Origin of the sequence: Altererythrobacter sp. B11, from assembly GCF_003569745.1 — a bacterium.
GTDB lineage: Bacteria > Pseudomonadota > Alphaproteobacteria > Sphingomonadales > Sphingomonadaceae > Croceibacterium_C.
The window spans coordinates 1,333,726-1,352,349 of sequence record NZ_AP018498.1 but is presented as its reverse complement, the minus strand read 5'-3'; the positions used below and the strand labels follow the sequence as shown (position 1 = coordinate 1,352,349).

At 67.1% G+C, this 18,624-nt stretch carries 19 protein-coding genes; 18 read left to right on the top strand and 1 reads right to left on the bottom strand.

What is annotated here, in order from left to right; genetic code table 11:
• Positions 1–3 precede the first annotated feature (3 nt).
• From fliF to AEB_RS06355, 18 genes are all read left to right on the top strand, one after another.
• The gene (fliF, locus tag AEB_RS06440; protein WP_119082443.1) at positions 4–1,692 is read left to right on the top strand and encodes a flagellar basal-body MS-ring/collar protein FliF; all 1,689 of its coding nucleotides are present in this window, start codon (positions 4–6) and stop codon (positions 1,690–1,692) included.
• On the top strand, positions 1,692–2,717 hold the full coding sequence (fliG, locus tag AEB_RS06435; RefSeq protein ID WP_119082442.1) for a flagellar motor switch protein FliG: 1,026 nt from the start codon (positions 1,692–1,694) through the stop codon (positions 2,715–2,717). Before fliF ends, fliG begins: the two co-directional genes overlap by 1 nt.
• On the top strand, positions 2,710–3,285 hold the full coding sequence (locus AEB_RS06430) for a FliH/SctL family protein (protein ID WP_119082441.1): 576 nt from the start codon (positions 2,710–2,712) through the stop codon (positions 3,283–3,285). Before fliG ends, AEB_RS06430 begins: the two co-directional genes overlap by 8 nt.
• Positions 3,279–4,610, top strand: a complete 1,332-nt coding sequence (locus tag AEB_RS06425) for a FliI/YscN family ATPase (protein ID WP_119082440.1) — start codon at positions 3,279–3,281, stop codon at positions 4,608–4,610. The genes AEB_RS06430 and AEB_RS06425 overlap by 7 nt, the downstream gene beginning before the upstream one ends.
• Positions 4,600–5,025, top strand: a complete 426-nt coding sequence (locus AEB_RS06420; RefSeq protein ID WP_119082439.1) for a hypothetical protein — start codon at positions 4,600–4,602, stop codon at positions 5,023–5,025. The genes AEB_RS06425 and AEB_RS06420 overlap by 11 nt, the downstream gene beginning before the upstream one ends.
• A gap of 31 nt (positions 5,026–5,056) precedes the next feature.
• Positions 5,057–6,376 carry a hypothetical protein gene (locus AEB_RS06415; protein WP_119082438.1) on the top strand — a complete coding sequence of 440 codons (1,320 nt, stop codon included), beginning with the start codon at positions 5,057–5,059 and terminating at the stop codon, positions 6,374–6,376.
• A 36-nt stretch (positions 6,377–6,412) separates the two neighbouring features.
• The gene (locus AEB_RS06410) at positions 6,413–7,000 is read left to right on the top strand and encodes a flagellar basal body-associated FliL family protein (protein ID WP_119082437.1); all 588 of its coding nucleotides are present in this window, start codon (positions 6,413–6,415) and stop codon (positions 6,998–7,000) included.
• Positions 6,997–7,908 (top strand): FliM/FliN family flagellar motor C-terminal domain-containing protein, encoded by a 912-nt coding sequence (locus tag AEB_RS06405; protein ID WP_145985275.1) that lies wholly within the window; start codon positions 6,997–6,999, stop codon positions 7,906–7,908. The genes AEB_RS06410 and AEB_RS06405 overlap by 4 nt, the downstream gene beginning before the upstream one ends.
• The gene (fliN, locus tag AEB_RS06400) at positions 7,905–8,225 is read left to right on the top strand and encodes a flagellar motor switch protein FliN (RefSeq protein WP_119082435.1); all 321 of its coding nucleotides are present in this window, start codon (positions 7,905–7,907) and stop codon (positions 8,223–8,225) included. The genes AEB_RS06405 and fliN overlap by 4 nt, the downstream gene beginning before the upstream one ends.
• An 8-nt stretch (positions 8,226–8,233) precedes the next feature.
• Positions 8,234–8,512: a flagellar biosynthetic protein FliO gene (locus AEB_RS06395; RefSeq protein WP_119082434.1), complete on the top strand. Its 279-nt coding sequence runs from the start codon at positions 8,234–8,236 to the stop codon at positions 8,510–8,512.
• Positions 8,509–9,297, top strand: coding sequence for a flagellar type III secretion system pore protein FliP (gene fliP / locus AEB_RS06390; RefSeq protein ID WP_119082433.1), 789 nt, complete (start codon positions 8,509–8,511; stop codon positions 9,295–9,297). The genes AEB_RS06395 and fliP overlap by 4 nt, the downstream gene beginning before the upstream one ends.
• A gap of 4 nt (positions 9,298–9,301) precedes the next feature.
• On the top strand, positions 9,302–9,574 hold the full coding sequence (locus tag AEB_RS06385) for a flagellar biosynthetic protein FliQ (protein ID WP_119082432.1): 273 nt from the start codon (positions 9,302–9,304) through the stop codon (positions 9,572–9,574).
• Positions 9,571–10,356 (top strand): flagellar biosynthetic protein FliR, encoded by a 786-nt coding sequence (gene fliR, locus AEB_RS06380; protein ID WP_119082431.1) that lies wholly within the window; start codon positions 9,571–9,573, stop codon positions 10,354–10,356. Before AEB_RS06385 ends, fliR begins: the two co-directional genes overlap by 4 nt.
• Positions 10,353–11,483 (top strand): EscU/YscU/HrcU family type III secretion system export apparatus switch protein, encoded by a 1,131-nt coding sequence (locus AEB_RS06375; protein ID WP_119082430.1) that lies wholly within the window; start codon positions 10,353–10,355, stop codon positions 11,481–11,483. The genes fliR and AEB_RS06375 overlap by 4 nt, the downstream gene beginning before the upstream one ends.
• A gap of 30 nt (positions 11,484–11,513) precedes the next feature.
• Positions 11,514–12,941 (top strand): flagellar filament capping protein FliD, encoded by a 1,428-nt coding sequence (gene fliD, locus AEB_RS06370; protein WP_119082429.1) that lies wholly within the window; start codon positions 11,514–11,516, stop codon positions 12,939–12,941.
• Between the two features lies 1 nt (position 12,942).
• Positions 12,943–13,317, top strand: coding sequence for a flagellar export chaperone FliS (locus tag AEB_RS06365; RefSeq protein ID WP_119082428.1), 375 nt, complete (start codon positions 12,943–12,945; stop codon positions 13,315–13,317).
• Positions 13,318–13,669: 352 nt separating this feature from the next.
• Positions 13,670–14,269, top strand: coding sequence for a response regulator transcription factor (locus AEB_RS06360; RefSeq protein WP_172593018.1), 600 nt, complete (start codon positions 13,670–13,672; stop codon positions 14,267–14,269).
• A 150-nt stretch (positions 14,270–14,419) separates the two neighbouring features.
• Complete coding sequence (locus AEB_RS06355) at positions 14,420–15,451, top strand: GGDEF domain-containing protein (protein WP_172593017.1); 1,032 nt, start codon at positions 14,420–14,422, stop codon at positions 15,449–15,451.
• Between the two features lie 764 nt (positions 15,452–16,215).
• Here AEB_RS06355 and AEB_RS06350 read toward each other — a convergent pair.
• Complete coding sequence (locus AEB_RS06350; RefSeq protein ID WP_119082425.1) at positions 16,216–18,546, bottom strand: EAL domain-containing protein; 2,331 nt, start codon at positions 18,544–18,546, stop codon at positions 16,216–16,218.
• Between the last annotated feature and the right edge of the window lie 78 nt (positions 18,547–18,624).

Here is an 18,624-nt window from a genome sequence, read left to right as displayed (position 1 = left end):
TAGATGGCCGATCTGGTTCCCGCCACGCCGCAGGGCTCGCTCCTCCAGCCGCTGAACGATCCGGCGGGCGGCACCATGCCGGCCCGCCTGCGTGCGTTTGCCGGTCAGCCCGCCGTCCGCCGCGCCCTGCCCTGGTTCGCCGGAGCTGCCGGGATCGGACTGCTGGCGCTCACCTGGGCCACGCTCGCGCCCGCGCCGCAGCGCGTGCTCTACAGCTCGCTGAGTGACAGCGAGCGGGCCAATGTGGTCGCTGCGCTGGAGAAGGGCGCGATCAATTACCAGATCGACAGTTCGACCGGCGTGGTGACGGTCGACGAGGACGACCTTTACAAGGCGCGCATGCTCGTCGCTTCCGACGGGGCGCTGGCCACGCCGGAAAGCGGCGCCGAAATGCTCGACTCGCTGCCCATGGGCGCCAGCCGCACACTGGAGGGCGACCGCCTGCGCGCCGCCAAGGAGCGCGAGCTGACCCTCACCATCGCCGAGATCGACGGGGTGGAGGCGGTGCGCGTGCATCTGGCGCAGGCCGATCGCTCCGTCTTCGTGCGCGACAATATTCCGCCCAGCGCATCAGTGATGGTGCGGCTGGCGCGCGGCCGGCAGCTGACGGATTCGCAGGTGACGGCCATCGCCAATCTCGTGTCCGGCTCGGTCCCCGGCCTCTCCACCGAGGCGGTGCGGATCGTGGACCAGCACGGCCGCCTGCTCTCCCAGACCGAAGGCGAGGAAGCCGACCGGCTGGGCCTGCAGACGCGCATGGAAGAAAAGCTGCGCGCGCAGGTGGAGCAATTGCTGGCGCCGATGATCGGGGCGGAGAACTTCTCCACCGAGATCCAGGCGCAGCTGAACATGGACGAGGTGACCTCCGCCCGCGAAAGCTATGACAAGGATGGCGTGGTGCGGCGCGAGACGGTGCAGGAATCCTCCAGCACCAGCGCCCCTGCCGCCGGCGGCGTGCCGGGTGTGATGTCCAACACCCCGCCCACCGACGCCCAGGCCCAGGCCGGCGCCCCCAATCCGGGCCGGGAAGCCGCATCGGCGGGCGGCCCCACCAATGACAACACCAGTTCCAGCCGCACCTATGAGCTGGGGCGAGAGGTCTCCGTCTCCAACATCGCCCCGGGCAGCCTCAAGCGGCTGTCCGTCGCGGTGGCGCTGAACCAGGATGCGGTGAAAGGCATCAAGAAGGCCGATCTCGACAACATCAAGCAGCTGATCTCCGCCGCCGTGGGCGCGGACGAGCAGCGCGGCGACACCGTGGCCGTGGTGGTGCGCCCGTTCCAGCCGGTGGAGGTGGAAGCGCCGGCCTTCTGGGAAACGCCGTGGTTCGCCACGGTGCTGCGCAACGCGGTCGCGCTGATTTCCGTCCTGCTGGTGCTGCTGCTCGCCGTGCGGCCGGCGCTGAAGGCGCTGACCCGCGGCAAGAACAAGGGCGGAGACGGCAGCGCTGCGGGCGCGCAGCCTTCCACCGCGCAGCTGGTCCAGGCGCAGGCAGCGCAGAGCCAGTTCGGCCCCCGCGCCGGAACGCAATTCGGCGGGGAAGCCCCGGCCGCGCTGGCGATGGGCAGCGATGGCCAGCTCGCCTCGCAGATCGAGCTTGCCCAACGCATCGTTCGCGAAAAGCCGGATGACGCGCTGGAAGCGCTACGGCGGATGCTGGGCGAACAGGCCGGATCGGCGGAGCGCGCCTGATGACCGATATGACCCCCATCCCCGCGCCGAGCGGCCCGGATCGCGCCGCCGTGATGGTGATGCTGCTGAGCGAAGACGATGCCGCCACGCTTCTCGGCCGCCTTTCGCCAGAGGAACTGCGCGTGCTGGGCAGCAAGATGTGCGCCCTGGGCGAAATCGGCCCGGCGGCGATCACCGATGCCATTGCCAGCTTCGCCAGCTCCGCCAGCCGGTCGGGCATCTCCTCCCACGGGCGGCTGGACAGCGTGCGCCGCATCATGACCAGCGCGGTGGGCGACCTGAAGGCCGACAATCTGATGAAGGGCATGGTGCCGGAAGGAGAGGCGGCGCGCACGCCCGCGCTCGATCTCGCCCGCTGGCTGCAGCCCGAAGTGCTGATCCCGCTGATCGCGGACGAACCGCCACAAGCCATCGCCGTGCTGCTGGTGCAGCTCGACCCTATGGTGGCGGCGCGCGTGCTGGCGGGCCTGCCGGAAGCGCTGCAGACGCCGGTAGTCCACCGCGTGGCGCGGCTGGGCCCCGTCTCGCCCGAAGCGATCGAGATCCTGGAGCAGACGCTGTCCGCCAAGATCGGCCGCGTCCACGGCAAGGCGTCGCTGAAGCTGGGCGGCGTTCGCGAAGCCGCGGAAATCATCAACAATTCGGCGCGCAGCCTGGAAAAGCGCATCATGCCGGCGCTGGGCAAGCTGGACAAGCAGCTGGCCCGCGAGCTGGAGCAGGAGATGTTCAAGTTCGAGCATCTGTTCGCGCTCGACACCCAGATGATGGGCCAGTTGCTGCGCGAAGTGGACGGCGAATTGCTGATCGACGCGCTGAAGGGCATCGCCGAGGAGGAGCGCGAGTGCTTCTTCGCCGCTATGTCCAGCCGCGCGGCCGATGGCCTGCGCGACGAGATCGAGGCCCGCGGCCGCATCAAGCGCGCCGATGTGGAGGTGGCGCAGCAGAAGATCGTGGCCATCGCCAGGAAGCTGGCCGCCGAAGGTCTGATCGTGATCGGCGAAGGCGGCGAGGACGAGTATGTCTAGGCTGCCGCTGGAGCAGATGTTCAGGCCGAGCAGCTTCACGCGCGATCCGCGCTTTGCCGGGCTGCATGCGGAACAACACGCCCGAGCGGCCCATGTGCCGGACCCTCTGGGGGACGCCTTCCAGCGCGGCTATGCCGAAGGGGTGGCCGAAGCGCGAGCCGAGGCCGCGCGCGAAGCCGCCGAACGGCAGGCAGCCGAACGCCGCATCGAACTCGCCTTCTCCGCACTGGACGAGGAAACCGCGGCCGAGATGCGCGAACGGCTGCGTCTGACCGTGCTGGCCCTGTGCGAACATGCGATCGCCCCGCTCGCGGTCGATCCCGAAGGCTTGGCCAATCGGGTAGAGCGCGCGGTGGCGATGCTGCAGCGTTCGCAGGATGAGCGGCGGGTGCTGCTGCATCCGCAGGATCTGGCACTGGTGCGTGATCGCCTGCCGGCAGATCTCAAGGCCGAGGCCGACCCTTCGGTGGAACGCGGTGCGCTGCGCATCGAAACCTCCGACGGCGGAATCGAGGATGGCCCCGCGCAGTGGCGCCGCATCCTGGCCGAGACCTTCCGCGAATGCTGAAACAATTCGATGCCATGTTCGGCGATCTTGCCGGGCTGTCGGTCGACCTGTCGCCCCGTCGCTTCGGCCGGGTGACGGCCTGCGACGGCGGGCTGATCGAGGCGAGTGGCCTGTCCGTGCCGATCGGCGGCCTGTGCCGCATCGATCATGGCAAGGGCACCACGCTGAGCGCCGAAGTGATCGGCTTCCGCAATGGCCGCACGATGATGATGATGCTGGGCGATACCGTGCTGCTGCGCCCGGGCGTGCCGGTGCGGCCGGAAGGCCAGCCGGGCATGCTCCCCGTTGGCCCTGAGTTCCTGGGCCGTGCGGTGGACGGGCAAGGCCTGCCGATCGACGGCGGCCCGCCGATCCATGCGACGGCGGACTGGCCATCGGGCGGCAAGCGCAGCGGCGCGCTGGATCGCGCCAGCGTGACCCTGCCTTTCGATACCGGCATCCGTGCGCTCAATGCACTCACCACCGTGGGCGTGGGCCAGCGGGTGGGCATCATGGCGGGCTCCGGCGTCGGCAAATCGGTGCTGATCGACATGATCGCGCGGGGGGCCGAGGCGGATATCGTGGTGGTTGGCCTGATCGGCGAACGCGCGCGCGAGGTCTCGGACTTTGTCGAACGGCACATGAAGGGCGAAGCAGGCAAGCGCACCGTGGTGGTGGCCGTGCCCGCCGACCATGCCGCCAATTTGCGTCTGCGCGGGGCCCTGTTCGCCACGTCGCTGGCGGAATATTTCCGGGCCCACGGGCTCAAGGTGCTGTTGATTCAGGATAGCCTGACCCGCATCGCCCACGCGGCGCGGGAGATCGGCATCCTGCTGGGAGAGCCCGGCGCGGCCCGCGGCTATCCTCCTTCCGCCCTGTCCACCATCACCAAGCTGGTGGAACGCGCGGGCAATTCGGCGGAAAGCGGCGGATCGGTGACCGGCCTCTATACGGTGCTGGCGGATGGCGATGACCAGAACGACCCCGTGGTGGATACCGCGCGGTCCATTCTCGATGGCCATATCGTGCTGTCGCGGGAGCTCGCGCAGCGCGGCCAATATCCCGCGATTGACGTCGGCGCATCGCTCAGCCGCGTGATGAACGACATCGTCCCACCGCGTCAGGCGCTGCTTGCCCGCCGCTTCCGGGCGCTGATTTCCAGTTACGAGAGCAATCGCGATCTGGTGCTGATGGGCGCCTATCGCCCCGGCGCCGACGCCGTGCTGGACCGGGGCATTGCCCTGGCGCCGCAGCTTTCCGCTTTCCTGTCGCAGGAGGTGGGGGAACATGTTTCGCTGGATCAGGCGCTGCAGCAGCTGGACGGGCTGATCGGCGATGACGGGTGAGCGGCAGCGCCTGCGCCGCGTGCGGCTGATCGAGCGGCTCCGCTCGGCCGAACACATGCAGGCTGCATCGGAGGCGCATCTCGCGGAAACCACGCGCCGCAAGCTGGAAAGCCTTTCCGAGCGGACGCGCACGCTGGCGCAGGTCTATGCCCAGCGCGACCAGGCGCGGGATGGCGGCGATCTGCGCGGGGCCAGCATGCTCTCCAGCCACATGATCGAGCTGGGCCGCAACGCCGAGCGACAGGCCGGTGACGCGCGCCGCGCGGCCGATGCGCGGCTGGCCGAACTTGCCATGGCCGAACGCAAGCTGCGCCGGGCGGAGGACGATCGCCGCGACCTGACGCGCGAGATGCTGGAGCGCCTCGCGCGACCGGAAAGCGTGCCCGCGCGCAGAACTGGCACGGAACTTGAATAACTGAGGGTGCAAGCAACCGATTGGCAAGGCAATGCACCCTGTATCTTCTCTTCTGAACTCGCTCCCCGCCGCACCCGCCGGCAAGAGCCAGCCGGCCGCCAACGGCGCAGTCGACGGCTCCGCCACGAGCGGCCGCAGCTTCTCAGGCCAGCTGCGGCATGCCGATGAGCAGGCGCGGAGCGCGCAGTCGGCCGCACCTGCCCGGGCAGACAGCGGCAAAGCCGGCACTCCGGTGCCGCCTGCCGGCCAGACCGGCAAGAAATTGCCGGTTGCCGGCAAGGACGAGGAACCCGCGGCCGACACCGCGCCCGCCGAGGAGGAAACGACCGGCGGTGAAGCTGCGGAACAGAGCCTGATCGACCCCGCGCTGCTGGCGCTGGGCCTGCCCGCCACCGCCCCGGCGGCATCCGATCCCGCGGCAGCGGCCCCGGTGCGCACCGCCGCGCTCACCGATCCTGCCGCCATTGCCAATGCCGTCGCCGGGCTGGAAAGCGCCGCGCGGGATGCCGGCGCGGCGGCAACGCCCGCTCCTGCCGCCGCCGCTGCGCCTGCCCCGGCGGCAACGCCCGCGGCGGCCGCGCAGAAAGTCCCGCCCTTTGCGCAGGATGCGATGGCCGAAGGCGATACCGCCGCAAGGCCCACGACGGAAGGCGACAGCAAGCCGGCGGAGAAAGCCGCCCCCTCCGTCACCCTGCGGCTGGCCGAGCGCAGCGGCGAGGGCGCCGCTGCTCAGCAGGGCCAGACCGGCAGCGAGGCGGACGCCGGTACGGGCTCTGCCCCGAAATCCACCGCGAGCGCTCCTGCGCAGAGCGAGTTGCCGCAGCTGGTCCGCCCGTTCCACGCTCCCGCCGCCGAGCAGGTCTCGATCGCCGCCGGGCCCGCCGCTCCGGCCACTCCGGCCGCTCCAGCCCATCTCGCCGCACCGCAGTCCGCCCAGCCGCAGCAGGATCTGGACGCGATCGTGGAACGGCTTGCCGCCGCGCGCCAAATCCTCGCCCCGGCCAAGGCCGAACTGTCGATCGATCACCGCGAGTTCGGCGAGTTGTCGCTGCGTTTCGACCAGCGCCGCGACGGCACGCTGGCCGTAGATATCACCGCGCGAGACATCGGCGCGCATCGGGCCGTCGCCGCAGCCATGGCGAGCGACCGAGGGCACTTCGCCAGCAATGACCAGTCCGCCTCCTCCGGCGGGCAGGGCCATGGCTCGCAGGCCCGCTCCGCCACATCCGACCGCGGCAACCAGCAGGGCGGCCATTCCGGCCATGGCGCGCCCGGCCAGGACCAGCCACGCGGCCGCGCCGCCGCCCGGCCGGCCCCCGCGGCCCCTGCTCGCGGCGGCATCTACGCCTGACCTCTACCCGACTGACACCAACCCCCGGAAGATACGATGAGCGACGAAGACAAAGAGACGAAGAAACCGAAGAAGGGCAAGGGCCTGGTCACCAAACTGCTGTTCGGGCTGGTGCTGCTGGGCGCCGGCGGCGGCGGTGCCTTCGGCCTGATGGCCGCGGGCGTGATCGGCGGCGGCGCGCATGCCGAGAAGGAAGAGCCCAAGGGCCCGCAGCTGGTGCTGAAGGGCGAGGAAGACCCCTATGCCATGCCGGCAGGCAAAGGTGAGGAAGAGGTCGCGCTCGTCTATGGCGAAGGCGGCAGCAAGTACCGCACCGCCTATTACGACTTCGGCGACGATTTCACCTCGAACCTCAAGGATTCCGATGCGCTGGTGCAGGTGAGCCTGGCGGCTTCCACCCAGCGCGATGGCCGCGTGCTCATGTGGCTGAAGGAACACCAGACGGCACTGCGTTCGCGCATCCTGGTGGAGCTGGCCAACACCAGCGAAGACGAAGTGTTCACGCCGGAAGGCAAGGATGCGCTGCAGAAGCGCCTCACCAAGGCAATCAATGACGTGCTGACCGCCCGCGAGGGCTTCGGCGGCGTCGATCAGGTCTATTTCCGGTCCTTCATCGTCCAATGATGCAATCCCCCCTCCCCGTCGCGGCGGCAGTCGCTGCGAACCATTGCGAGATGCTGCGCGCGCGCCGCTCCTCGCCGGCCGAGCTCGTTCCCGATCTCGGCCGCGCGGGCGAGCGTCTGGCGAGCTCGCTGGGGGAACAGCTCGCCGAGTTCTTCGGCGAGGAGGAGCCGACGATCCGCTGCAGCGGGGCGGAGACAACCACGTCTGCCACCTATGCCCGGCTGACCGCGCCGCTCGCGGCGCACAGCCTGCTGGGCCTGGGCGCCACGAAGCACCGCGTGCTCATTTCGATCGACGCGCGGATCGTGCTGGCGGAGCTGGACCGCACCTTCGGCGGCACCGGCGATATCGATGACGACGATCTGCCCGCCGCCCTGCCGAAATCGGCCGAGCTGCTGGCGCGCAAGATCGAACAGAAGCTGGTGGACGCCTTCACCGCTGCCGTGGGCGGCGATTGCGCGCTGCGCAATGTGGGCGGCAATTCGCGCTACTCGCTGCTCTCCCCCTTCCCCGAAGGGGAGGATCTGGCGGTGCTGACGCTCGAAGTAGACCGCGGCGATCGCACCCCCTGGACCATCCGCTTCGAAACCGATGTGGAGGGCCTGCCCGTCCTCCTCTCGCAGGGCGGCAAGGGCGCGCGCGGCGTAGCGCGGCAGCCGGCCAGCCCGCTGGACAAGCCCTTCGCCGATGTGCCGCTGCCGGTCGAGGCACAGCTGGTGGACATGAATATTCCGCTGTCGCGCCTCGCCGCGCTGGCGCCCGGCATGGTGATCCCCGTCGCCGTCGCACGCAGCGTGCCGCTGCGCATCGGCGATGCCGTGATCGCCCGCGGCACCGTGGGCGAGATGGACGACCGGATCGCCCTGCAGATTACCCAGACACTCGTTTCCGGAAAGGAACAGCAATGAACATGGCAGCCGAGGGTTTCGGCCTGATCCAGGACATCGATGTCCGCCTCACAGTGGAGCTCGGCCGCACGCAGATCTCGCTGCGCGACGTGCTCGCGCTGGGCGAGGACAGCGTGGTGACGCTCGACCGCCTGGTCGACGAGCCGCTGGACGTGATGGTCAACGGCAAGCTGATCGCGCGCGGCGAAGTGGTGGCCGAAGGCAACCGCTTCGGCCTGCGTATCCTGGAGCTGGTGGGCGCCAACGGCCAGCCCATGCCGCCCCGCCCCGCGATGGCGCAGCCTGCCGCCATGCCCGGCCTGGTCCCGGCGGAGTAAGACGCGAGATGTTCTGGTACATCGTCAAACTGCTGGTCCTGCTGCCCATCATCGGCCTGATGATCTGGGGCAGCCTGAAGCTGGCGCAGCGGATGCAGAACCGCTTCGGCGGCCCGCAGGGCGGCACGAGAGCCGTCCGCATCGTGGAAACCACCATGCTTTCGCCCACCATGAAGCTGGCCGTGCTCGAATTCCACGGGCGCGAAATCCTCGTCTCCACTTCGCGCAACGGGCTGACCCGCCTTGCGGAAGCCCCTGCGCGCACGCGGCCGGAGAGCGAAGCGTGAAGCGCCTCCTCTCCCTTGCTGCCGCGTTCGCGGCACTCTCTGCGCCGGCCCTCGCCCGCGCGCAGGACATCGCCGCACAGGCACAGGTTCAGGCGCAGGGCGCAGTGCCCGGCGCGCTGGACCGCGCCTTCGGGGAACTGGGCGGCGCCGGCGGCGCTCCGCTGAGCCTCTCGCTCCAGCTGCTGTTGGTGATGGGCCTGCTGACGATCCTGCCGGCCCTGATCCTGATGATGACCAGCTTCACCCGCATCATCGTGGTGCTGGCGATCCTGCGCCAGGCCATGGGCCTGCAGCAGAGCCCGCCCAACCAGGTGCTGATCGGCCTGTCGCTGTTCCTGTCGCTGTTCGTCATGGCGCCCACGCTGGAGCGCGTGAACCAGCAGGCGATCGCCCCCTATTCCGCGGGACAGATCAACGCCGAACAGGCGATCGAGCGCGCCGGCACCCAGTTCCACGCCTTCATGATCCGCCAGACGCGCGAGACGGACCTGCAGATGTTCGCCGACATCGCCAAGGCACCCCGCTTCGCCAGCCAGCGCGACGTGCCCTTCTCCATCCTCCTGCCCGCCTTCGTCACCAGCGAGTTGAAGACGGCGTTCCAGATCGGCTTCATGCTGTTCCTGCCGTTCCTGGTGATCGATCTCGTCGTTTCCAGCGTGCTGATGTCGCTGGGCATGATGATGATGTCGCCCATGCTCGTTTCGCTGCCGTTCAAGCTGCTGCTGTTCGTCCTCGTGGACGGCTGGGCGCTGCTGATGGGCTCGCTCGCTTCAAGCTTCGGATAGGACCATGGACGAGCTTTCCATCCTCTTCTCGATGACCGATCGCATGCTGTGGGTGACGGCGCTGGTCGCCGCCCCCGTGCTGCTGGCCAGCATGGCCGTGGGCCTGGTGATCGGCCTGATCCAGGCGGCGACATCGGTGAACGAACAGACGCTGACCTTCGTCCCCAAGCTGGCGGCGATAGCCGTGGTGCTGGTGCTGTTCGGCGCCTCCATGCTCTCGCTGGTGGGCGATTTCATGCAGGACATCTTCACGGAAATCGCCAGGTTCGGCCAATGAATGCGCTGGATTTCGGCCTCGGCGCGGTCGAGCAGCAATTCTGGTATGCCGTTTTCCTGATGGTGCGGATCGGCGCGGCGCTGGCCGCCGCCCCCTTCTTCGGCGGGGCCTCCGTGCCCGCCACGGTGCGGGCGGCGGTGGCATGGGCTATGGCGATCTTCGCCGCCGCCTGGCTGCCCGCCGTGCCGGTTCCCGATGCCCTGTTCTCCGCCGCGGGCCTGCTGGCGGTGGCGGGCGAGGTGCTGATCGGGCTGGTGCTGGGCTTCGTGCTGCAGATCAGCTTCGCCGCGCCGCTGATCGCGGCCGAACTGATCGGCGGCTCCATGGGCATGAGCATGGCCACGGCGGTCGACCCTAACAGCGGGGTGCAGTCCACCGCCTTCGGCCAGTATTTCACCATCGTGCTGACACTGATCTTCCTGCTCACCGGCGCGCATCTGCAGTGGATCGCGCTGCTGATGGAAAGCTATCGCAGCTTTCCGCCGGGGCAGACCTGGCTAGGGCCCGAGCGGTTCGAGATGATCGCCGGCTTTGCCACGCTGATGTTCGAGACGGGGCTGCGCATCGCGCTGCCCGTTACCCTCGTGCTGCTGCTGGTGCAGATTCTTACCGGCGTACTGAGCCGTTCCGCCCCTTCGCTCAACCTCTTCGCGCTCGGCCTTCCTGCGGGCGTGCTGGCGGGGCTTGCGGCCATGATCATCTCCGCCCCGCTGATCTATGAGCAGCTGGAAGACCTGGCCGTGACGGCAGTGACCCAGGTGGACGAGGCGATCACGCCATGAGCGAATCCAGCGGCGAGAAAACCTTCGCCCCAACTGCCAAGCGCAAACGCGACGCCGCCCTGAAGGGCGACGTGCTGCGCAGCCGCGAGCTTTCGACCGCGGCGGTGATCCTGCTTGGCGCCGCCTGGCTCAGCTTCGCGGGCCCGTGGATGCTGCAGGATCTCAGCGGCGTGCTGCGCGACGGCTTCACCTTCGACCGCGGAGAGATCGACGATTTCGACCCGGGCAGCATGCTGCGTGCGGGGATGTTCTTCATCCTGCCTGCGCTCGCCACCATCGCCGTGCCGGTGATGCTCGTATCGCTGCTGACCCAGCTGGGCTTCGGCGGGGATGGCCGCTGGGTGGCCGAAAACCTTGCTTTCAAGGGCTCGCGGATCAATCCGCTGTCCGGCCTCAAGCGCATGTTCGGCCTCAATGGCCTGATCGAGATCGGCAAGGGACTGCTCAAGGTGACGCTACTGGCCGCCATCGCGTTCTTCTGGGGGCGCAGCTGGCTAGACACCATCGTCGGCCTTGGCCGCGGCAACATCTCCCAGCAGCTCACCGCCGGCTGGGGTGCGCTGATTTCGCTGCTGTTCTCGCTCGCGGCGGGGCTGGTGCTGATCGCAATGATCGACTTCCCGATCCAGTGGATGCGCCGCAACACACGGCTCAAGATGAGCCACCAGGACATGCGCGACGAGCACAAGGAAAGCGAAGGCTCGCCCGAAGCCAAGTCCGCACGACGCCAGCGCCAGCGCGAGATTGCCATGGGCGGCGTGGCCAGCGCCATGCGCGAAGCGCAATTCGTGCTCACTAACCCCACCCATTTCGCCGTCGCCATGGTCTATGACCCCGACAAGGCGGGCGCGCCGATCGTGCTGGCCAAGGGGCGCGGCGACAAGGCCGTGGCGATGAAGCAGCTGGCCCGCGAATATAATGTGCCGATGCTGGAATATCCGCAGCTCGCCCGCTCGGTCTATTTCACCACGCGCGAGAACCAGACAATCCGGGAGGAGCTCTATTCCGCCATCGCGGCCGTTCTCGCCTATGTGCTCTCGCTCGGTCGCGGCGAACGACCGCTTGCCCCCACGGTTCATGTTCCGGTGGAACTGCGCTTCGACGCAGATGGCCGGATCACCCCTTAAGCCCCCGGGCAGAAAGCCGTTCTCCAGGCCATGACGGAAACCTCCTCCACATCCTCGATCGCGACCACGCTCGGCGCCGGCAGCGGCATCGACATGTCGGCACTGGCGAGCCAGCTTTCCAAGGCCCAGTATGAGGATCGGATAGAGCGCCTCAACACGCGCACCGACACGCTCGAGGCGCAGATTTCCTCCGCCTCCTCGATCAAGAACGTGCTGTCGCAATTCGTTTCCGCGCTCGGTGACCGGGTGCGGACCGGCGACCTTTCGCCGCGGCCCGCCATCGCCAACGCATCCGTGGCGAGCGTTTCCTCCCCGCTCGGCACCGCCGGCTCGGGAAGCTACACTCTGGAGGTCGAAACCCTCGCCACCGGCCAACGGCTGAGCACGCCCGCCTTCGCTTCGCGCGATACGGCGGTGGGGGCCGGCTCGCTCACCTTCCGCTTCGGCAGCACCACCGCATCCGGCTTCACCGCAGACGGCGCGCAGGAGCCGGTGACCGTGGAGATCCCCAGCGGCGCCACGCTGGCCGATGTTGCCAGCGCGATCAACGCGAAGAAACCCGGCGTCACCGCCTATGTCGCGCAAACCTCCTCCGGCGCGCAGCTCGTGCTGAAAGGGGCCGAAGGCCAGCAGAACGGCTTCATCGTGGAAGCGAGCGAAACGCCGGGCGAGGAAGGTTTGGCCGCACTCGCATGGAACCCTTCCTCCGGCGGCGATCCTGCACGGCTCCTCGCCACCTCCGGCGATGCCTCCTACAAGCTCGACGGCCTGCAGATGACCAGCGCCAGCAACGATCTGGGCGAAGTGGCCCCTGGCCTGGCGCTGAAGCTGAGCGGCACCAACAGCGGCGCGCCGACCACCATAACTTTCGGCAATCCGGCCGAAAACATCACCACCATGATGGGCGATCTGGTGCAGGCGCTGAACCAGGTGCTGGGCGAACTGCTGCCCGCGACCGATGCGCTGACCGGCGATCTGGCACGCGATCCCGGCGCGCGCGCACTGCGGCAGGCGTTCTCCCAGCTCTCCAGCACCGTCATCATGCCCAATGCGCCCGAGGGATCGCCCCGCACGCTGGCCGAGCTGGGGCTCAGCACCCAACGCGACGGCACATTCACGCTGGACAGCGCGCAGCTTTCCCGGGCGCTGGCCGCGGACCCGGAAGGGGTCGCCGCCATGTTCACACCGGGCCTGCATGGTGTTTACAGCACGCTCTATGGCATCGAGCGATCGGCGCTATCCACGGCGGATCCGGGTTCACTTGCCTCCTCCATCGCGCGTTATCAGGCGCAGACCAGCGATGTCGCCGATGCTCTGACAGAGGTGGCCGACAAGCAGGAAGCGCTGCGCGCTTCGCTGGCGAGCCGCTTCACCCGCGCGGATTCGCGCATTGCCGCCTCGCAATCTACCCTCACGTTCCTGCAACAGCAGATCGACGCGTGGAACGCGGGCAAGTAAGATGCTGGCACTGAACGATCCCCACGAAGCCTATCGCCGCAGCGAAATCGATGCGCGCGTAGCCAGCGGCAGTTCCGCCGATCTGGTGACTTTCTGCCTGGCGCAGGCAATCGAGGGCCTTGGCGGAGCAATTTCCGCCCATGGCTTCAACGCGCCCACGCATCGCAGCAAGGCTCTCACCCGTGCGCTCACCGCCGTGACCGCGCTGGAGATGGGGGTGGACCGCAAGGCGCCGCTCGCCGCCGCACTCCTGCAGATCTACGGGTCTGCCCGGAAGGCGCTGCTGGATTGCGTGGTGCATTTCGATGCCGCGCGTCTGGCGGAGGTCCGCCAGGATTTTCGCGATCTTCAGCAAGCCTTCGCCGAGGCGGCTTGATGCGGTAGGCGATAGTCCGCCCGCCAGCGCCGCACGAGGACCAAAAAGCCCGCATCTCCGCGAAACCCTGTTCTATACGGGGTATCCCTGATATACCCCGCCTTCGGTCGCGCCAGACAACATGGGCGAAGATCCGGCCAAAAGCTGAACGCCACGGGGGGAGCGACACCGCCGGGGGGCACGCCGATTTCGCCTCTGCGCGAGTTGGTGACTCAGCCGGCGAGGACTCTACACGCCCTCACGGGGACTGGCTCTGCTGGGGGCAGGGGCCAATTGTATTGGTATAATGCATCGCACTCACAGCATTTTCTTTGTCGGCGGCAGCATCCGAATCCGGGCCGCAGTCACGAGCATGTTCGCCGACAGCGGCTGGCAAATCACACCGGCGGAGCATTACGAGGAAATCGACATCGTTCCGGTGAGCGGCGGCGTGGTGCTGTGCTTCATCGAGAGCGGCCGGGATGTGGAGCGTGTCCAAGCACACATGTCCCTGAAGGGGCATTGGCTGCCAATCATAAGCTGTTCCGATAAGCACGACACGACATTGGCGGTCCAGGCCATGCAGGCCGATGCGCAGGGGCATCTGTCATGGCCGTTCACCGTGGCTGAATTCACCGCCATGCTAACCAGGATCGAAGCGCGAATGGACGCGTTCGTGCGCCGGCAGAACGCCCGCTCGCTGGCCCGCAAGCGGCTGCAGCCGCTTTCCCCTCGCGAGCGCGATGTGCTGGGTGCGCTTGCCCGGCTGGGCTCCAACAAGAAGATCGCACTGGAACTCGATCTCAGCCCGCGAACGGTAGAAATCTATCGCTCCAAGATCATGCAGCGGCTGCGGGTCGATCATATCGCGCAGGCGCTCTGGCTCGCTTTCCAGAGCGGCGAATTCGTCGCTTACGAAACCGCTGATGCCGTGGGTGACGGGGCTTTCCCCGAGGAATTGCAAGAAGGTTAACAGGCGGCCGCTGAAAATGCCGTCGTCGGCGTTTTATCCCGGGCGGCGGCTGAAAAACTCGGTAAAAATGCCGTTCAGCAAAGCATGTTCGCAAGATCTCCATCAGCCGCCCCGGCGCGCCGCTCGCTGCACAGCTGGCTCCGCCCTCCCATGTCCGAGCCGGCGGAAGCCGCGGCACCTGCTGAACGGCGGGACTCCCCGGCGAAGCTGCTGGAGGAAATCAGCGCCTTTCTGATCGACAACGATCTGGAGGTGAACACCGCCAATCTCACCACCGCCTTCCATGTCGCTTCGGGCAGCAAGCCGCGGCTGGCGATGCAGGTGGCGCAGCTCGCCAGCGCGGGCCGCAGCGTGACGCAAAGCTGGCTCGACGATCATCCCGAGCACCAGTCGGAAGTGCGGGAGATCGAAATGTCCCGCCAGTTGATGACCGAACTCGACACGATCCTGTCGCAGTTTGCGCGCCATACCACCGCCGCCCGCAGCGCGGCGAACGACTACAGCTGCGATCTGGCACGCCACGCCACCGCGCTGGAACGCGCGGCCGATCGCGACGATCTCGTCACCCGCCTCATCTCCCTCACCCAGTGCATGGCGGAGCGCACCCGCATGATCGAGGAAGAGCTCGGCACGCGCGAGAAGGAGGCCCGGCGGCTGCGCCGGCAGGTGGGCCAGATGAAGCGCGACGCAGAACAGGATCACCTGACCGGATTGGCGAACCGCCGTGCCTTCGAAACGCGCTTTACCAGCGAATGTGTGAAAGCTGCCGAAGAAAACGAGGCGCTGAGCATCGCCTTCTGCGACATCGATCATTTCAAGCACATCAACGACACCCACGGCCATGATACCGGCGACCGGGTGCTGAAGATGATCGCCAAGGTGCTGACCCGCATCTCCAACGAACGGTGCCATGTGGCACGCCACGGCGGCGAAGAATTCGTGCTGCTGTTTCGCGGCAAGGATACGTTGGAGGCCAAGGAAGCCCTCGACGGCGCGCGGGAGACGCTGTTTGCGCTCCGCCTCGTCAATCGGGACACGCATGAGCCGATTGGCCACGTCACCTTCTCCGCCGGCGTGGCAGACGTTTTCGCGGACGCCGATCCGCGCAGCGCCCTGCGCCGGGCGGACGAAGCGCTCTATCTTGCCAAGAAGGGCGGGCGGAACTGCGTAATGGTCGCCTGACGGCGGCGGACGCACTTACCCCTCGACTTGCGCTGCGCGCCGCAGGTCGCAGCAACCAGAACTAGCGCCCGGCCTCCGGCCCTTTGGCGGGCGCGGCGATGATGTGCGGCTTAGAAGCCGCAGTTGCAAGCCGCCGCAAGCGCTGAAACGAAGGGCGCTCCCTTCCGGCCCGCCCCCGCAAAAACTGCCAAGGTTAACTGCGCCAGCGGCAGCGATTATTTCCCCGCCAGGCCCCCAAGTCCCCTTGCTCCTTCGCCGCCTCCCGAAGCCTCGCCATTCCGGCGGAGGCGGGATCTGGCGCGAAACGCAGCCGAGCTCAACGCCTCCCGCCCTCGCCCGGCGGACGAGGCGGGCGGCGGCCGCCTCATTCGAAACGCTCCGGACGTGCGTGATTGGACGGTGAATTGCTGCACCGTGCTCCTGTGGAAGCGTGCCTGGAGCATCCGAGGCAATGAGGGCCAAGGCGCTCGTTAACGGTTGCGCCACCCAGGTCCAAGAATGGCGGAAATCCTCACCAACGCGGGGGAGGCGGCCAAAAGAAAGGGGCCCCGAAAGGCCCCTCTCCGAAACACCAAGAAGGTGATCTTAGCGGTAGTAACCGCCAAACACCCAATCCCAGATGCCACCGCGCACGTTGCGCTTTTCGAGGGTGGTGGTGGGGCGCGGCGCCTGCACCGTCTGGATGATCTTGCGATTCGACATGATTCTGGCCTCCTGATTGGACAGGAGGGTTAATAATGTTAACCATGTCTGTTTGTAAAGTATTAACTATAGGGTCTGCTTGATGCCGCCTTCTGCGGTTTCTCCGGCGGCGTGGCGAATTCCAGTAGCCGGGAGAACTCCCCCGGCCTCGCAAAGAAATAGCCTTGCGCCACGGGGCAGCCGAGGCTGTTGAGGCGCTCCACAACTTCCTGATTTTCCACGCCTTCGGCCACTACGATGAGGCCAAGATTCTGCCCGAGCAGAACCAGCGATTCGACAATCTTGCGCGCCTTGCGATCTCCAGGAAGACTCGCGACAAAGCAGCGGTCGATCTTCAGCTCATCAAAGGGCAGCGCCAGGAACGTTTCCAGGCTGGCTGCACCGACGCCGAAATCGTCAATGGAAAGGCCCACGCCGGTTCGCCGCAGGCGTTCCATCACCAGCCGCGCCTTCTCGTAGTCGACGATGCGCGCAGTCTCGGTGATCTCGAGCATCAGCTGTGATGGCGCGATCGGGAAGGCGGCGAGTGTCTCCTCAAGGATTTCGGCAATGCGATGATCACTCAGCAGCGTGGCCGAGACATTGATCGACATCTGGAAATCACGGTTGGCAAGCGGCGATTCCGCCAGAGCAGTCACGGCATCGCGCATCACCTTTCGCGTCAGCGCCTCCATGCGGCCGGCCTGCTCGCATTGCTCGATGAAGTAGGATGGGGAGATCGAACCGCGCTCGGGATCCTCCCACCGCACCAGCGCCTCGGCGCCATACAGGCCGCCGCTGCGCAGGTTTATCTGCGGCTGGTAGACCACGTAGATCTGGCCCGTCTTCAGCGCCTCGTCGATCTTCGCCTGCAGCGAGATATTCCATATCCGGTCCGCCTCGCTGGCGGCGTCCGCGAAGCGGATCGGCAGCAACGATTCCGAAGTCTTGTCTGCCGCGGTGGTGGCCGAAGCGATCTTGCGGGCGGGAGAGGCCTCAGTGGTGGAATCGACGCCGAAGGTAATCACCACATCCACCGTCGTTCCGCCGATGGTGAGCGGCGTGCCGAACACCGCCCGCAGCCCGCGCAGATGCGCCTCCAGCCGCAGATCGCCGTGATCCTGAACGGCCCAGGCGAGATAGCGCCCGCCGTTGGTGTAGACCTTGAGATCGCGCTGGGTAATGCGGAGCCGTTCGCCGATCATGTGCACGTAGGTGGCGTGCTTGTCCGCCGGCAGGGCCGACAGGACCTCGTCGAAATGGTGGACCTTGGCCACCACCACCGCCGTCGTCTGGACCGCACCCTGATGGAACATATCCCGTTCCAGCGCCCGGAAGGTGGGCAGGCCGGTCAGGCCATCGACGAGAGCGCTTGACTGCTGGCGGATCACCCACAAACGCAGCCCCGCGTAAATGAGCAGGAAGGTGATTGCGACAGCCACATTGGCGGGAACCCGGTGGGAGACGAACACCGTCACGAGCGCCACCATGCTGAGAGCAAGGACTGCATAGCCAATATGCCGCACGCGGCGTCGCGCACGGAGCAAGGCGACAGCCGCCACCCCCGCGACATACAGCAGCAGGATCTGGAACCACGAGAACTCGATCGGCAGCCCGTGGATCAGAGTCTCGGCTCCATAGATGGAGACGAGGCTCGGCGGCACCTTCGGATGCCTCGGGATGGTGGCATATCCGCTGCTGTTGCCGCCGATGCTGCCGATCACGATCGTCTTGCCGGTGAAGGCCTGCCGCGCCGCCGCGGAATCACTGCGGATGAGTTCAGCCACCTTGTCCAGCGTGAAGGTGGGTATAGTGGAATAGCGGACGGAATAGTCCACCGGAAAGCTCTGGTCGCTCGGTCCGCTCCTGCCAGCAATTGCCGCCGGGAGACTGGCGACGGTCTTGCCCCCGTCCATCACCGAGTAGGGAAGGCGCGGCGTGAAGCCGAGCGCATCGACCCACTCCTTGCTGATCACAGCGGGCGCATCCCCGGCAATCGCGGGTATGGTGCCGATAGTTTCTTCGCCATTCACCGTGGTGGTGTGACGGCTTACCAGAACCGTCGGTGTGGAACTGATCGCCGCCCGCAACGCTCGGTCACTTGCCGGCGTTCCGGGGCTATCGAAGATCGTGTTGAGGAACACCTTGGCAGGGCGGTACTCTGCAAGATCGACAAGAAGGCGGGCCAGCGCCGCCCGCCGCTGCGGGTTCGTTGGATCGGCAAGATCGTCCTTGGCGCCGATGAACACGATTTCGCCCGAGGCGTCGCGCGGCGAGAAGCGCGACTGCATGGCCCAGGTAAAAGTGGACACAGGCATCAGCACATCCGCGATGCCGAGCAGGAAAGCGATAGCGGCCGCGATCGCGACATGTCGCGCCCGCTGATTCCGCCAGATTTCCACAAGTGCCGCCATTTACCCTACTCTGTGGCTGCGCCAAGTCCCCCCGAACAACGCGACGCTGAACATACGGCAGAATGTCTACCATCCGAT

Excerpts from the sequence above, each read along its gene's own strand:
- fliF (WP_119082443.1), top strand. The coding sequence starts at position 4 with ATGGCCGATCTGGTTCCCGCCACGCCGCAGGGCTCGCTCCTCCAGCCG.
- fliG (WP_119082442.1), top strand. The coding sequence starts at position 1,692 with ATGACCGATATGACCCCCATCCCCGCGCCGAGCGGCCCGGATCGCGCC.
- AEB_RS06430 (WP_119082441.1), top strand. The coding sequence starts at position 2,710 with ATGTCTAGGCTGCCGCTGGAGCAGATGTTCAGGCCGAGCAGCTTCACG.
- AEB_RS06425 (WP_119082440.1), top strand. The coding sequence starts at position 3,279 with ATGCTGAAACAATTCGATGCCATGTTCGGCGATCTTGCCGGGCTGTCG.
- AEB_RS06420 (WP_119082439.1), top strand. The coding sequence starts at position 4,600 with ATGACGGGTGAGCGGCAGCGCCTGCGCCGCGTGCGGCTGATCGAGCGG.
- AEB_RS06415 (WP_119082438.1), top strand. The coding sequence starts at position 5,057 with ATGCACCCTGTATCTTCTCTTCTGAACTCGCTCCCCGCCGCACCCGCC.
- AEB_RS06410 (WP_119082437.1), top strand. The coding sequence starts at position 6,413 with ATGAGCGACGAAGACAAAGAGACGAAGAAACCGAAGAAGGGCAAGGGC.
- AEB_RS06405 (WP_145985275.1), top strand. The coding sequence starts at position 6,997 with ATGATGCAATCCCCCCTCCCCGTCGCGGCGGCAGTCGCTGCGAACCAT.
- fliN (WP_119082435.1), top strand. The coding sequence starts at position 7,905 with ATGAACATGGCAGCCGAGGGTTTCGGCCTGATCCAGGACATCGATGTC.
- AEB_RS06395 (WP_119082434.1), top strand. The coding sequence starts at position 8,234 with ATGTTCTGGTACATCGTCAAACTGCTGGTCCTGCTGCCCATCATCGGC.
- AEB_RS06385 (WP_119082432.1), top strand. The coding sequence starts at position 9,302 with ATGGACGAGCTTTCCATCCTCTTCTCGATGACCGATCGCATGCTGTGG.
- fliR (WP_119082431.1), top strand. The coding sequence starts at position 9,571 with ATGAATGCGCTGGATTTCGGCCTCGGCGCGGTCGAGCAGCAATTCTGG.
- AEB_RS06375 (WP_119082430.1), top strand. The coding sequence starts at position 10,353 with ATGAGCGAATCCAGCGGCGAGAAAACCTTCGCCCCAACTGCCAAGCGC.
- fliD (WP_119082429.1), top strand. The coding sequence starts at position 11,514 with ATGACGGAAACCTCCTCCACATCCTCGATCGCGACCACGCTCGGCGCC.
- AEB_RS06365 (WP_119082428.1), top strand. The coding sequence starts at position 12,943 with ATGCTGGCACTGAACGATCCCCACGAAGCCTATCGCCGCAGCGAAATC.
- AEB_RS06360 (WP_172593018.1), top strand. The coding sequence starts at position 13,670 with ATGTTCGCCGACAGCGGCTGGCAAATCACACCGGCGGAGCATTACGAG.
- AEB_RS06355 (WP_172593017.1), top strand. The coding sequence starts at position 14,420 with ATGTCCGAGCCGGCGGAAGCCGCGGCACCTGCTGAACGGCGGGACTCC.
- AEB_RS06350 (WP_119082425.1), bottom strand. The coding sequence starts at position 18,546 with ATGGCGGCACTTGTGGAAATCTGGCGGAATCAGCGGGCGCGACATGTC.